This window comes from Streptomyces seoulensis (assembly GCF_022846655.1).
In the GTDB taxonomy this organism is placed as follows: Bacteria; Actinomycetota; Actinomycetes; order Streptomycetales; family Streptomycetaceae; genus Streptomyces.
This window is the reverse complement of the sequence record NZ_AP025667.1, coordinates 1823005-1836440: the sequence shown is the minus strand read 5'-3', so window position 1 is coordinate 1836440 and position 13436 is coordinate 1823005. Positions and strand designations below refer to the sequence as shown.

General features: G+C 71.9%; 13 protein-coding genes. 7 read left to right on the top strand and 6 right to left on the bottom strand.

The window, feature by feature from the left end; genetic code table 11:
* The first annotated feature begins 196 nt into the window (after positions 1-196).
* The 5 genes from HEK131_RS08400 (at position 197) to thpD (ending at position 4752) form a co-directional block, all read left to right on the top strand.
* Positions 197-1297 (top strand): pyridoxal-phosphate-dependent aminotransferase family protein, encoded by a 1101-nt coding sequence (locus HEK131_RS08400; RefSeq protein WP_244334253.1) that lies wholly within the window; start codon positions 197-199, stop codon positions 1295-1297.
* Positions 1298-1614: 317 nt separating this feature from the next.
* A complete protein-coding gene (gene ectA / locus HEK131_RS08395; RefSeq protein ID WP_217461566.1) occupies positions 1615-2133 on the top strand; it encodes a diaminobutyrate acetyltransferase in 519 nt (172 codons plus the stop codon).
* Positions 2134-2156: 23 nt separating this feature from the next.
* Positions 2157-3428: a diaminobutyrate--2-oxoglutarate transaminase gene (ectB, locus tag HEK131_RS08390; protein WP_217461567.1), complete on the top strand. Its 1272-nt coding sequence runs from the start codon at positions 2157-2159 to the stop codon at positions 3426-3428.
* An 18-nt stretch (positions 3429-3446) separates the two neighbouring features.
* Complete coding sequence (locus HEK131_RS08385) at positions 3447-3851, top strand: ectoine synthase (protein WP_217461568.1); 405 nt, start codon at positions 3447-3449, stop codon at positions 3849-3851.
* Positions 3852-3858: 7 nt separating this feature from the next.
* Entirely contained in the window at positions 3859-4752 is an 894-nt protein-coding gene (gene thpD / locus HEK131_RS08380) for an ectoine hydroxylase (RefSeq protein ID WP_244334252.1), read from the top strand.
* Between the two features lie 76 nt (positions 4753-4828).
* On the opposite strand, the gene HEK131_RS08375 is transcribed toward thpD, so the two are convergent.
* The 4 genes from HEK131_RS08375 to HEK131_RS08360 form a co-directional block, all read right to left on the bottom strand.
* On the bottom strand, positions 4829-5890 hold the full coding sequence (locus HEK131_RS08375; protein ID WP_244334251.1) for an aminotransferase class V-fold PLP-dependent enzyme: 1062 nt from the start codon (positions 5888-5890) through the stop codon (positions 4829-4831).
* A 76-nt stretch (positions 5891-5966) separates the two neighbouring features.
* Entirely contained in the window at positions 5967-6686 is a 720-nt protein-coding gene (locus HEK131_RS08370) for a DsbA family oxidoreductase (protein ID WP_244334250.1), read from the bottom strand.
* Between the two features lie 104 nt (positions 6687-6790).
* On the bottom strand, positions 6791-7399 hold the full coding sequence (locus tag HEK131_RS08365) for a DUF1349 domain-containing protein (RefSeq protein WP_217461572.1): 609 nt from the start codon (positions 7397-7399) through the stop codon (positions 6791-6793).
* A gap of 26 nt (positions 7400-7425) precedes the next feature.
* A complete protein-coding gene (locus tag HEK131_RS08360; RefSeq protein WP_244334249.1) occupies positions 7426-8952 on the bottom strand; it encodes an aldehyde dehydrogenase (NADP(+)) in 1527 nt (508 codons plus the stop codon).
* A 174-nt stretch (positions 8953-9126) separates the two neighbouring features.
* On the opposite strand from HEK131_RS08360, the gene HEK131_RS08355 reads away from it, so the two are divergent.
* Together HEK131_RS08355 and HEK131_RS08350 are read left to right on the top strand one after the other, a co-directional pair.
* A complete protein-coding gene (locus HEK131_RS08355) occupies positions 9127-9900 on the top strand; it encodes an IclR family transcriptional regulator (RefSeq protein ID WP_217461574.1) in 774 nt (257 codons plus the stop codon).
* 100 nt (positions 9901-10000) lie between these two features.
* A complete protein-coding gene (locus HEK131_RS08350; protein ID WP_244334248.1) occupies positions 10001-11458 on the top strand; it encodes a peptidoglycan D,D-transpeptidase FtsI family protein in 1458 nt (485 codons plus the stop codon).
* Positions 11459-11472: 14 nt separating this feature from the next.
* Here the strand turns inward: HEK131_RS08350 and HEK131_RS08345 are convergent, their stop codons facing one another.
* Together HEK131_RS08345 and HEK131_RS08340 are read right to left on the bottom strand one after the other, a co-directional pair.
* The gene (locus tag HEK131_RS08345; RefSeq protein ID WP_217461576.1) at positions 11473-12267 is read right to left on the bottom strand and encodes an HAD family acid phosphatase; all 795 of its coding nucleotides are present in this window, start codon (positions 12265-12267) and stop codon (positions 11473-11475) included.
* A gap of 532 nt (positions 12268-12799) precedes the next feature.
* A complete protein-coding gene (locus HEK131_RS08340; protein WP_244334247.1) occupies positions 12800-13387 on the bottom strand; it encodes a TIGR03086 family metal-binding protein in 588 nt (195 codons plus the stop codon).
* Positions 13388-13436: the final 49 nt, after the last annotated feature.

Below are 13436 nucleotides of genomic sequence, written 5' to 3'. Positions count from 1 at the left end.
GGGAATCTCCCGATCGGGGGAACTGTGGGTTCCGATTATAAGGAGAGGTTTGGGCCTCTCAAATCAAACTGATGGGTTCGCGGCCGCCCAGCCTAAGATGTCGCCGGTCAGAACGGCACGGAGGCCGACAGTTACCCTCGTCACCGTCGGCTCCCGGCCGGCCTCGTGGACCTCGTGAGCGAAGAAGGCACCTGCCGTGACCCACCCCCTCCTCGACCTGCCCCCGCTGAGCGCCGCGCGGTTCGCCGCGATCGAGGACCGGGTGGCCCGGCTGCTGGACACCCGGCAGGACGTGCTGATCACCCAGGGCGAGGCGCTGCTGCCTCTGGAGGGCGCGATCCGCGCGGCCGCCGGTCCGGGCACGGTCGCGCTCAACGTGATCACGGGCCCCTACGGCCAGACCTTCGGCGACTGGCTGCGGGACTCCGGCGCGACCGTGCACGACCTCGCGGTGCCGTTCGACTCGGCGGTCACCGCGGACCAGGTCCGGGCGGCGTTCGCCGAGCACCCGGAGATCGACTTCGTCTCCCTGGTGCACGCGGAGGCGGCCACCGGCAACACCAACTCGGTCGCGGAGATCGGCGAGGCGGTGCGGGAGCAGGGCGCCCTCTTCTACCTGGACGCGGTCGCCTCGGTCGGCGCGGAGCCGGTGCTGCCGGACGCGTGGGGTGTGGACCTGTGCGTGATCGGCGCCCAGAAGGCCATGGGCGGGCCTGCCGGGGTGTCCGCGATCTCGGTGAGCGAGCGGGCGTGGCAGCGGATGGCCGCCAACCCGGACGCGCCGCGCCGTTCCTACCTCTCCCTGCTGGACTGGAAGGAGCGCTGGATCGACGGCGGCCGCAAGGCGCTGCCGCACGCCCCGGCCCAGTTGGAGATGCTGGCGCTGGACGCGTGCGTGGAGCGGATCGAGGCGGACGGCCTGGACACGGTGATGGCCCGGCACCGCGACGCGGCGCGGGCGACGCGGGCCGGGGCGCTCGCCCTGGGCGGCGGCCTGGAGCCGTACGTGCGCGAGGAGCGGGACGCGGCGCCGGTGGCCACGACGCTGCGGGTGCCGCCGGGCACGGTGGCCTCGGAGCTGGTGGCGCGGGCACTGGAGAGCGACCCGGCGCTGCCGCTGGCCGCGGGCGGCGGGGCGCTGGCCAAGGAGATGGTGCGGGTGAACCACTACGGCCCCGACGCCACGCCGCAGGTGGTGCGCCGCTCGCTCGTGGCGCTGGGCGAGGCGATGGCCCGGCAGGGGCTGACGGTGGACCCGGAGGCGGCCCTGCGGGCGGTGGACGAGGTGGCGCGCTGACGCCCGCCACCTGAGTGCGGCCCGCGCGAATTCGCGCGGGCCTTTTTCTTTTCCAGCCGCCCTTCCGGCCGCTTATGCATGTGCTCCAAATTCCCCGTGAATTCAGTCGATCTGGCTCGGCCTTTTTCTTCTGCCCTGTTTTTGCAGAGCTAAACAACTTAGGTTTCCGACAGGTTTCCGTCCTGTGACACACTCCACACACGAAACCATTTGTCCGTGTTTGATGTAGGTCGAACACGACATAACACCCGGCGACTCCGGTCCGTCCATGATCGCCCCCGTGCAATTCGCTATTCACCTCGCTAAATTCAGGCCGCATGACTGCCGCACCCGCAGACCTGCTCATCGACAGACCCGCGGTGACCGACGGCGCCGCACTCTGGCGTCTCGCCAAGGACTCGAAAACGCTCGACCTGAACTCCTCGTACAGCTATCTGCTGTGGTGCCGGGACTTCGCCGGCACCTCGGCGGTGGCACGCGGCGCGGAGGGCGAGCCCGTCGGGTTCGTCACCGGCTACGTCCGCCCGGACCGTCCGCACACCCTGCTCGTCTGGCAGGTGGCCGTGGACGGCTCCCAGCGCGGCCGGGGCGTCGCCGCCGCGCTGCTGGACGGGCTGACCGCGCGTCTGTCCGCCGAGCAGGGGATCACGGATGTGGAGACCACCATCACCCCCGGCAACACCGCCTCCGAGCGGCTCTTCACCTCGTTCGCCGAGCGCCACGGGGCGCGGCTGACCCGCGAGGTGCTGTTCGGCGAGGAGCTGTTCCCGGACGGCCCGCACGACCCCGAAGTGCTGTACCGCATAGGCCCGCTGACCCACGTCCCGGCGCACTGACGTCCCCCGAGGAGCGAATCACCGTGACCATCACCCAGCCCGACCTGAGCGTCTTCGAGACCGTGGAGTCCGAGGTCCGCAGCTACTGCCGCGGCTGGCCCGTCGTGTTCGACCAGGCGCGGGGCAGCCGGATGTACGACGAGGACGGCCACGCCTACCTCGACTTCTTCGCCGGGGCCGGCTCACTCAACTACGGCCACAACAACCCCGTACTGAAACGGGCGTTGATCGACTATCTGTCCCGCGACGGGGTGACCCACGGGCTGGACATGTCGACCACGGCCAAGCGCACCTTCCTGCAGACCTTCCAGGACCTGGTGCTCCGGCCGCGTGACCTGCCGTACAAGGTCATGTTCCCCGGCCCGACGGGCACCAACGCGGTGGAGTCCGCGCTGAAGCTGGCCCGCAAGGTGAAGGGCCGCGAGGCGATCGTGTCGTTCACGAACGCCTTCCACGGCATGTCGCTGGGCTCGCTCGCCGTCACCGGCAACGCCTTCAAGCGCGCCGGCGCCGGTGTCCCGCTGGTGCACGGCACCCCGATGCCCTTCGACAACTACTTCGAAGGCACCGTGCCGGACTTCCTGTGGTTCGAGCGGCTGCTGGAGGACCAGGGATCGGGCCTGAACAAGCCCGCCGCGGTGATCGTGGAGACCGTGCAGGGCGAGGGCGGCATCAACGTCGCCCGGCCCGAGTGGCTGCGCGCGCTGAAGGAGCTGTGCGAGCGGCAGGACATGCTGCTGATCGTCGACGACATCCAGATGGGCTGCGGCCGCACCGGCGCGTTCTTCTCGTTCGAGGAAGCCGGGATCACCCCCGACATCGTCACGGTCTCCAAGTCGATCTCCGGCTACGGCCTGCCCATGTCGCTGTGCCTGTTCAAGCCGGAGCTGGACATCTGGGAGCCGGGCGAGCACAACGGCACCTTCCGCGGCAACAACCCGGCCTTCGTGACCGCCACCGCGGCGCTGGAGACGTACTGGGCCGACGGCGCCGCGATGGAGAAGCAGACCCGCACGCGGGGCGAGCAGATCGAGCGTGAGCTGATCTCCATCACCGAGGAGAACCTCGCCGACGTGAAGGAGTACCGCGGACGCGGGCTGGTGTGGGGCATGGAGTTCCACCACGCCGACCGTGCCTCGCGCGTCGCCAGGCGCGCCTTCGAGCTGGGGCTGCTCATCGAGACCTCGGGACCTCAGGGCGAGGTCGTCAAGCTGCTGCCCGCCCTGACCATCACCCCGGAGGAGCTGGACGAGGGCCTGAGCATCCTCGCCCGCGCCGTCCGGGAGACCGCCTAGCAAGAAGGAGGAGACACCGTGATCGTCCGTTCGTTCAAGGACATCGAGGGCACCGACCGGCATGTGAAGGCCAAATCGGGTACCTGGGAGAGCAAGCGCATCGTGCTCGCCAAGGAGCGGGTCGGCTTCTCCGTGCACGAGACGGTCCTGTACGCCGGGACCGAGACGTCGATGTGGTACGCCAACCACATCGAGGCCGTCGTCTGCACCGAGGGCGAGGCCGAGCTGACCGACCACGAGGACGGGCAGGTGTACACCATCACGCCCGGCACCATGTACCTGCTCAACGGGCACGAGCGGCACACGCTGCGGGTGAAGGAGGACTTCCGCTGCATCTGCGTGTTCAACCCGCCCGTGACCGGGCGGGAGGACCACGACGAGAACGGCGTCTACCCGCTGCTCACCGAGCCCGAGGAGGTGTGAGAGACCCATGACCACCCTCACCAGCACCGACCTGTACCCGAGCCGGGGCGCCACCGAGGTCCGCGTACCGCGTAAGGACCCGGTCCTGTGGGGTTCCCCCGACACACCGGGCCCCATTCCCGCGGCCCATCTGGAGGGATTCGCGCGCGACGGCTTCCTCACCGTCGACCAGCTCATCACCCCCTCCGAGGTCCAGGTGTACCGGCGGGAGCTGGACCGGCTGATCGGCGACCCGGCGATCCGCGCCGACGAGCGCTCGATCGTGGAGCCGAAGTCCCAGGAGATCCGCTCCGTCTTCGAGGTGCACCGGATCAGCGAGATCTTCGCCAACCTGGTGCGCGACGAGCGGGTGGTCGGCCGCGCCCGGCAGATCCTCGGCTCGGACGTGTACGTCCACCAGTCGCGGATCAACGTCAAGCCCGGTTTCGGCGCGAGCGGCTTCTACTGGCACTCGGACTTCGAGACCTGGCACGCCGAGGACGGCCTGCCCAACATGCGCACGGTGTCCGTCTCGATCGCGCTGACCGAGAACCACGACACCAACGGCGGCCTGATGATCATGCCGGGGTCGCACAAGACGTACCTGGGCTGTGCGGGCGCCACGCCCGAGGACAACTACAAGAAGTCGCTCCAGATGCAGGACGCGGGCACCCCGTCCGACGAGGCGCTGACCGACCTGGCCGCCGAGCACGGCATCCGCCTGTTCACCGGCGCGGCGGGCTCGGCCACCTGGTTCGACTGCAACTGCATGCACGGCTCCGGCGACAACATCACGCCGTTCCCGCGCAGCAACGTCTTCATCGTGTTCAACAGCGTGGAGAACACGGCGGTGGAGCCGTTCGCGGCGCCGGTACGCAGGCCGGAGTTCATCGGGGCGCGGGACTTCACCCCGGTGCGGTAGCCCGCGCCCGACCCCGATCACCGGGCCGGTGCCTCTTCGTGTGGGACGGGAGGCATCGGCCCGGTCATGTCCGCGCTCAGCCGGAGAGCGCGTCCAGCAGGCGGTCCACGTCCGCGTCGGTGTTGTAGAGGTGGAAGGACGCGCGCAGGTTGCCCGCGCGGTCGGACACCTCGATGCCGGCGCGGCTGAGGTCCGGCTGGCGGGAGCCGAGGCCCGGCACCGAGACGATCGCGGAGCCCGGCGCGGGCAGCGCCTCGTGGCCCAGCGCGGCGAGCCCGGCCCGGTAGCGGTCGGCCAGGGCGGTGTCGTGGGCGTGGATCGCGGGCACGCCCAGCTCCTCGATCAGCTCCAGGGAGCGGCGCAGCGCGGGGTAGCAGAACAGGGCGGGACTGACGTCGAACCGCCGGGCGGAGTGGGCGAGTTCGGTGACGGGCCCGTAACAGCTCTCCCATGGCCGCTCGCCCGCGACCCAGCTCGCGAGCAGCGGGGTGAGGCCGCCGAAGTCCTCGGGGACGACGAGGAAGGCGACGCCGTGCGGGCCGAGCAGCCACTTGTAGGACACCGACGCGGTGAAGTCCCACTCCCCCGCCTCCATCGGCAGCCACCCGGCCGCCTGGGAGAAGTCCACGTACGTACGCGCGCCGTGGGTGGCGGCGGCCTCGCGCAGCGCGGGCAGGTCGGCGACCTTGCCGTCGGCGGACTGCGCGGCACTGACGGCGACGAGCGCGGTGCCGGGGCGGACGGATTCCGCGATGCGCTCCACCGGGACCGCGCGCACCTTGAGGTCGCCCCGGACGTGGAACGGGTTGGGCACGGAGGCGAAGTCGTCCTCGGCGGTGAGGACTTCGGCGCCGGGCGGCAGCGAGGCGGCGATCACCGCGCCGTGGGCGGCGACCGAGGCCCCCAGCCCGACCCGCTCGACGGGGACGCCGGCGAGCCGGGCGTAGGCGGCCCGGCACACCTCCACGTCGTCCCAGAGCGCGGTCAGCGGCCGCCCCTGCGCCCGCAGCAGGGCCGCGTCCTGCAAGGCGGTGACGACGCGGGCGGGCAGCAGGCCGCTGCTGGCGGTGTTGAGGTACGTGCCGACCGGGGCGAACTCGGCTCGGACGAGGCTCTCGAACGTCTCCGTGGTCTCCATGACTCCACTGTGCGGCGCCGGGATGCCCTCGTCCATCACGCATCTCTACAGGGTGTCTCCAAGCAACCCTTATGCGTCAGCCCTGCGTGGGCACCGCGCAGCCGTCCGGGCCGCAGGTCCCGGCGTCGTCCTGGGCGAGCGTCTTCAGCGGGGAGCGGTCGCCCCACGCCTGGGCGAGGGCCTGGGTGAAGACCTCGGCGGGCTGGGCGCCGGAGACGCCGTAGGTGCGGTCGAGGACGAAGAAGGGGACGCCGTTCGCACCGAGCTGGGCGGCCTCCTGCTCGTCGGCGCGGACCTCGTCGGCGTACGCGGCGGGGTCGGCGAGGACCGCGCGGGCGGCGTCGGCGTCCAGGCCCGCGTCGGCGGCCAGCTCCACCAGGTGCTCGTCGCCCGAGGTGAACACGGAGCGCTCGTCGGCGAAGTTGGCCCGGTACAGCCGGTCCAGCAGCGCGTCCTGCCTGCCGTGCTCCTTGGCGAAGTGCAGCAGGCGGTGCATGTCGAAGGTGCTGCCGTGGTCGCGGCCGCGGGTGCGGTAGTCCAGCCCCTCGGCGGCGGCCTGGGCCCCGAGGTTGTCCTCGCCGGCCTCGGCCTGGGCCGCGCTCATGCCGTACTTCCGGGTCAGCATGGTGACCACCGGCTGGACGTCGCCCTTGTCCCGCCCGGGGTCCAGCTCGAAGGACCGGTGCACGACCTCGACCTCGTCCCGGTGCGGAAAGGCGGCGAGCGCCTTCTCGAAACGGGCCTTTCCGACATAGCACCACGGGCAGGCGATGTCGGACCAAACCTCGACGCGCATTTCCACTCTCTCCGACTCTGACCGGGGCGAAGCCGTGCTCCGCCCCGAAACGGGAACATCCAAACTATGTGAACATTCAAAGAGCCCGGCGCATTCCCGGACCCTCAGCTTCCGTCGCGCAGGTCCGCGGGCCAGACCGGCCGGTACTCCAGGTGGTCGTACGTCACCACGCACCCCTCCCCCAGGGGCGACTGGGTCATGAAGCCGATCAGGGCGGCGCCGGTCTCCTTCTCGTCGCCGAGGGTGAAGAGGCGGACGAAGGTCCAGCGCTCGCCGTCGCGGGAGGCGTGGAAGGCCAGGGTCCGGCCGGTGCGGCTCAGCCGGAGCCAGGCGGAACTGCCGGGCACGGTGAAGGAGTTGGCGTCGTCGGAGTGGCCCCGGGTCACCACCGTGCAGATCGTGGGCACGTCCGGGGAGTTCTCCAGGCAGAGCTTGGCCCAGGCCCGGTCGCCGACGTGGGCGTAGAGCACCCCGGCGTCGAAGGCGGCGTTGAAGCCGACGGTGACGCGGGCGATCAACTGGAAGTCGCCCTCGGGCGCCCCGAGCAGCCGTGGCGCGTCGGAGGCCGGGTCCAGCGCCTCCCCGGTCGGTGTGACGAACCGATCCTGCCGGGGCCCGGCCCAGCCGGTGAGCACGCCCTTCTCGTAGGACCAGTGGCCGTCGGGGCCGTACGTCCGCAAGGGGAAAGGGAGTTCGGGAAGCTCTATGTCCATCGGGCGATTCTCGCAGGCACCCGGCGTCAGCGTTCGAGCACTCCGCGGTAGCGCCGGGGCAGGTTCAGGGGGTTGTCGTCGCGCAGCTCCGGCGGGAGGAGGGGCTCGGGGGTGTTCTGGTAGGCGACCGGGCGCAGCCAGCGTTCGACGGCGGTGCCGCCCACCGAGGTCGAGGTGGAGGTGGTGGCGGGGTAGGGGCCGCCGTGGTGCTGGGCCGGGGCCACCGCGACCCCGGTCGGCCAGCCGTCGACCAGGACCCGGCCCGCCAGCGGGGTCAGCCGGGCCAGCAGCCCGGCGGCGTCCCCCTGCCCCGCGGCCTCGGCCGAGGAGAGCTGCACGGTGGCGGTGAGGCTGCCGGGCAGCCGGTCCAGTACGGCCGTCAGCTCGTCCTCGTCGGCGTAGCGGGCCACCACGGTGACCGGGCCGAAGCACTCCTCCAGCAGCAGCTCGTGCGCGCTCTCGGTGAGCCGGGCGGCCGGGACGGTGAGGAAGCCCGCGCCGACCGTGTGCGCCCCGGCAGCGCCCGGCGTGACGGGCGACTCCACCTCGGGCAGGGCCGCGCGTTCGCCGACGCCCGCGAGGAAGGCGTCCCGCATGCGGTGGTCGAGCAGCACACCGGGCTCGGTGTCGCTGACGGCGGCCGTCAGCGCCTTGACCAGGCCGTCGCCCTGCGCCCCGGACGGCACCAGCACCAGGCCGGGCTTCACGCAGAACTGGCCGACGCCCAGGGTCATGGAGGCCGCGAGCCCGGCGCCGATCTCCTGCGCCCGCTCGGCCGCCGCCGCCTCGGTGACCACGACCGGGTTGAGCGAGCCCAGTTCGCCGTGGAACGGGATCGGCACCGGGCGCGCGGCGGCCGCGTCGAAGAGGGCCCGCCCGCCGCGCACCGACCCGGTGAAGCCCGCGGCGGCCAGGAGCGGGTGCCGGATCAGGTCGACACCCGCCGTGAAGCCGTGCACCAGGCCGACCACGCCCGCGGGGAGCCCGTGTCCGGCGGCGGCCCGGCGCAGCACCTTGGCGACCAGCTCGGACAGGGCCGGGTGGTCGGGGTGGGCCTTGACCACGACGGGGCAGCCCGCGGCGAGCGCGCTCGCGGTGTCGCCGCCCGCGACGGAGAAGGCGAAGGGGAAGTTGGAGGCAGCGTAGACGGCCACGACACCGAGCGGGATCTTCCAGCGGCGCAGGTCCGGCACGGGCGGGGCGGCGGCGGGGTCGGGGTGGTCGATGACGACGTCCAGGAAGGCGCCCTCGTCGACGAGATCGGCGAAGGCGCGCAACTGGTATGCCGTACGGGCCAGTTCACCGGTCAGCCGGACCGGGCCGAGGGCGCTCTCGGCGTCGGCGACCTCGATCAGCAGCGCGCTGACCGCTTCCAGGCCGGCGGCCGCCGAGCGCAGGAAGGCGGCGCGGACCGCGCGGTCCGCGAGGGCGCCGCGCGCGGCGTGCGCCTCCCGGACGGTGGCGTCCACCTCCTCGGCCGTGGCTTCCACCGCGACCTGCTCACGGTGCTTCCCCGTACGCGGGTCGACACTCCAGACTGGTGCTGCTGTCACCGCGGTTCCCTCCAGACAAGGCCGCACTGCCGGGATTCGGCCATCGGCGCGTTCGATATGCTGAACGCCGTCCCCGATGGTGAATGAGCTGCTCGGAGACTATAGGTCCGGGGGCGTCGGCATCCAGGCCCCGCGGTCTTGCGAAAGCTGAACAGAGCGAAGGGTCGGGAAGCGATGACGGCAGCCGAGACGGGCGGCGGGGCGCAGGTCAAGTCCGCGGTGCGGACAGTGGAGTTGCTGGAGTACTTCGCGGGCCGGCCCGGCATGCACTCCCTGGCGGACGTGCAGGAGGCCGTGGGCTACCCCAAGTCCAGCCTGTACATGCTGCTGCGCACGCTGGTGGAGCTCGGCTGGGTGGAGACGGACGCCACGGGCACCCGGTACGGCATCGGGGTACGGGCCCTGCTGGTCGGCACCTCCTACATCGACGGCGACGAGGTGGTCGCGGCGGCCAGGCCGGTACTGGACCGGCTCGCGGACGACACCACGGAGACCATCCACCTGGCCCGGCTGGACGGCACCAACGTGGTCTACCTGGCCACCCGCCAGTCCCAGCACTATCTGCGCCCCTTCACCCGCGTCGGCCGGCGGCTGCCCGCGCACTCGACCTCGCTGGGCAAGGCGCTGCTCGCCACGCATACCGACGACCAGGTGCGGTCCCTGCTGCCCGAGAAGCTGCCCGCGCTCACCGAGCACACGGTGACCGACCGGGAGGAGCTGATCGAGGAGCTGCACCGCGTCCGCGAGCAGGGCTACGCCGTGGACCGCGAGGAGAACACCCTCGGCCTGCGCTGCTTCGGCGTGGCCGTGCCGTACCGCACCCCGGCCCGTGACGCCGTGAGCTGTTCGGTGCCGGTGGCCCGGCTGACCCCGGCGCACGAGCAGATGATCAAGGACGCGCTGCTGGACGCGCGGGACCGGCTGACGCTGGCGACGCGACGGCTGTGAACAAGCTCCCGCGAAAGCGGCACTGAAAATCTGAACATGTGATGAGAAGGGTCGCCGGTCGGGAACGAAACCCACCGCTCCACGCGTCTACCCCTGCGCCATGAACAAGACGATCAGGCGCGCCGCCGTCTTCTCCCTGCTGCTCGTGCTCGCCCTGCTGGTACGGGCGACCTGGGTCCAGTTCTACGAGGGCAAGGCCCTCGCGGACTCCACCGACAACCGCCGGAACGCCATCGGCACGTACTCCCGCCCGCTCGGCGACATCGTCGTGGCCGGGAAGCCGGTCACCGGCTCGGCCCGCGCCAAGGGCAGTGACCTCGCGTACAAGCGCACCTACACCGACGGTTCGCTGTACGCGGCGGTGACCGGCTACGCCTCGCAGGCGTACGCGCCGACCCAGTTGGAGGGTGTCTACGGCGACCTGCTCAACGGCACGGACACCCGGCTGCGCACGGTGATGGACACCGTCACCGGGCGGCGGGCCGATCCGGGCAACGTGATCACCACGATCGACCCGGCCGTGCAGCGGGCCGGCTACCGCGCGCTGGGCGGCAACACCGGCGGCGCCGTGGCGATCGACCCGAAGACCGGCAAGATCCTCGCCATGGTCTCGACGCCGTCCTACGACCCCTCGGCGCTGACCGCGGCGAACACGGCGGGGCCGGCCTGGCAGCGGCTCACCAAGGACAAGGAGAAGCCGCTCGTCAACCGCGCGATGCGCCAGCCGCTCCCGCCGGGATCGACCTTCAAGCTGGTCGTGGCGGCGGCCGCGCTGGAGGACGGGCTGTACACGGACGTGGACCAGCGCACCGAGAGCCCGGCCCCGTACACCCCGCCGGGCACCACGCGCGAGCTGCCGAACGAGAACACCGCGGCGCCCTGCGAGAACGCCTCGATCCGCGTGGCCCTCCAGTACTCCTGCAACAACGTCTTCGGCAAGCTGGCCGTCGACCTCGGCCAGGACAAGGTGCGGGCCATGGCCGAGAAGTTCGGCTTCGGCGACGACGAGCTGGACGTCCCGGTGCGGGCCTACGAGAGCGTGTACCCGTCCGGCATGGACAAGGCGCTGACCGCGCTGTCCGGCATCGGCCAGTACGACGTCACCGCCACCCCGCTGCAGATGGCCATGGTGTCCTCGGCCATAGCGAACGGTGGCGAGCTGGTGGCGCCGCACATGGTGTCCCAGCTCACCAGCGGCGACGGCGACGTGTTGCAGGACTTCGGGGACGCGAAGGGCGAGCGGGTCGTGAGCACCCGTACCGCCGAGCAGCTCCAGTCCGCGATGCAGACGGTGGTCCGGGACGGCACCGGACGGAACGCGCTCATCGACGGGGTCACGGTCGGCGGCAAGACCGGTACCGCCCAGCACGGCCCGAACAACAGCGAGACGCCGTACGCCTGGTTCACCGCGTACGGCAAGTCCGACAGCACCGGCCAGGAGGTCGCGGTGGCGGTGATGGTCGAGCAGTCCAGCGCGGCCCGCTCGGAGGTCAGCGGCAACGGCCTGGCGGCACCGGTGGCCAGGGCGATGCTGGCGGCGGCGCTCAAGCGGAGCTGAGCGCCGCCGGGGCGTCAGGAGACGAAGTACGTCGGGTTCGGCAGCTTGTACGTCCGGTCGGCGTAGCCGCCTTCCAGGTCGGAGTACTGGTCGCCGAAGTTGGCGATGATCTCGTACCCGAGGTCCTCGATGTGCTTGCGGGTGCCCGACTTGTACTGGACGGTGGTGCAGGTCCAGGTGCCCGGCGTGGCGCAGCCGGACAGGTACGCGGGCGGGTTGGCCTTGTCCTTGAGGAACATGTGGCCGGGGTCGAGGTTGACGTCGGCGCCGACCTTCTTCAGGTTCTCCACGGCACCGGGGCGCTGGGCCTCGCTGAGGCCGGAGTTGTAGAACACCGCCACGCCCTTGGAGGTGGCGTACCGCACCAGCTCGGGGCTGCCGAACACCTCGGGGCGGTCGGCGCGGTTGACGTAGTCGTTCCAGGTCGCGCTGTCGTACGTGTAGTTGTAGCGCTTCTCGTAGTCGAGGCTGAGCAGCAGGGTGTCGTCGATGTCGAAGACGACGGCCGGCTTCTCGCCCCGGTGGTGGGCCTTGCGGGCCGCCTTGTCGATGTACCGCTTGGCGTCGGCGTCGATCCGGGCCAGGTCCTTGGCGTACGGGCTGGTCGGCGACGCCTGGTACTTGCCCGAGCTGTCGGCGGTGGTGCCGTAGTAGGTGTCGATGTCCTTCACCAGGAGCCCGATGTTGTACGGCTCGTGGGTGGAGTTCGCCGTCGACTGCCCGGCGGTGGCCGCACCGGCGCCGTACAGGGCGCCACCGGCGAGAGCACAGGCGGCGGTGGCGGCCGCGATTCGCAGTGATTTATGCATGACAGGTTTTCTACGCGCGTCATCGCACGCGCGCGACGGACGTTGCACGATCGAGATCAAGCCATCGCCCTGGCCGGGCGGGCAGGCGGTCGGGTGGGTGGCACTCGGCCGGCGGGCGCGGGGGCCGACGGAGTCCCGGCGGGCGCTGTCCGGCTCGGCGCCGGGGCCCGCTTCCGGCGTTCCGGGGCGTGCCAGGCCGGATGCACCGGGGCAGGGGCGGCGAGGGGGCTGTCCCTCGGGCGCTCCCCGATCCGGATCGCGGCCGGGTCGGCGCGGGAGTTCACGGGCCCGCGAGGGGGCCTCCCGGTGTCGGCAAGCGGGAGGCGGACGCTCGGGCTCCCCCCTCACGCCCACCGATGCGAAGCAGGGGCGGGGCGACGCGGGCGCCCACGGCGGCCCCGTGCGCGCCGCCGGTCCCGCGGCGCCGGTCAGGCGCGAGCCAGGTAAGGCGCGTCAAGACGGCGTCGGCACGATAAGGGGCGGGCTCCCGGCAACGCGGCCGCTTCGGCCGACCGTCCGCTCCGGCGGCCCCCTACGCCCGCCACCCCGGATCACGGCCGCTGAGCCCCACCGCGCGGTCCAGCAAGGGGGCCTCGGGTGGGACCGGGACCGCTGGGCCGAAGATGCCGCCGCCCCCGTCCGGGTCCTCGGCGACGGCCTGCAGGAAGCCGTGGGCGGAGGCGAGGGCGGGGAGGTCGGGAGTGTAGGGGAGGCCCAGGGCGCGGGCCAGGTCCCAGCCGTGGACGACCAGTTCGTCGGCGGCGACGGCGCCCGCGATCTCGCCGAGGAGGTCCACTCCCCCGGCGCGGGTCCGCCCGGTCCAGGCGGCCGGGTCGCGCCAGGCCTCGGCGAGTTCGTCCAGGGCCTTGGGCAGCTCGGCGCGCCAGTCCGGGCCGATGTCGGGGACGGTCTCGGTGGGGCTGGTGTCGGTCGTGGCGCCGAGGTCCTTGCGGGCGGCGTCCCGGAAGGCGATGGACAGATGCAGCAGATGGCCCAGCAGGTTCCGGACCGGGAGGCCGGGGCACGGTGTGGGCGCCGAGAGCCCCTCGTCGGTGACGGCCTCGGCGAGCCGGGCGACGATCCGGGCCTGCGGGCCGAGATCCAGGGTCGGGTCGGTCATGTCTGGCTCCTCGCGGGTGCGCACCAGGGGTACGAAGGGGTGACCGCCC

Coding starts and splice junctions, on each gene's coding strand:
- HEK131_RS08355 (WP_217461574.1), top strand. CDS start 9,127: ATGACGGCAGCCGAGACGGGCGGCGGGGCGCAGGTCAAGTCCGCGGTG.
- HEK131_RS08370 (WP_244334250.1), bottom strand. CDS start 6,686: ATGCGCGTCGAGGTTTGGTCCGACATCGCCTGCCCGTGGTGCTATGTC.
- thpD (WP_244334252.1), top strand. CDS start 3,859: ATGACCACCCTCACCAGCACCGACCTGTACCCGAGCCGGGGCGCCACC.
- HEK131_RS08365 (WP_217461572.1), bottom strand. CDS start 7,399: ATGGACATAGAGCTTCCCGAACTCCCTTTCCCCTTGCGGACGTACGGC.
- HEK131_RS08340 (WP_244334247.1), bottom strand. CDS start 13,387: ATGACCGACCCGACCCTGGATCTCGGCCCGCAGGCCCGGATCGTCGCC.
- HEK131_RS08345 (WP_217461576.1), bottom strand. CDS start 12,267: ATGCATAAATCACTGCGAATCGCGGCCGCCACCGCCGCCTGTGCTCTC.
- HEK131_RS08350 (WP_244334248.1), top strand. CDS start 10,001: ATGAACAAGACGATCAGGCGCGCCGCCGTCTTCTCCCTGCTGCTCGTG.
- ectA (WP_217461566.1), top strand. CDS start 1,615: ATGACTGCCGCACCCGCAGACCTGCTCATCGACAGACCCGCGGTGACC.
- HEK131_RS08375 (WP_244334251.1), bottom strand. CDS start 5,890: ATGGAGACCACGGAGACGTTCGAGAGCCTCGTCCGAGCCGAGTTCGCC.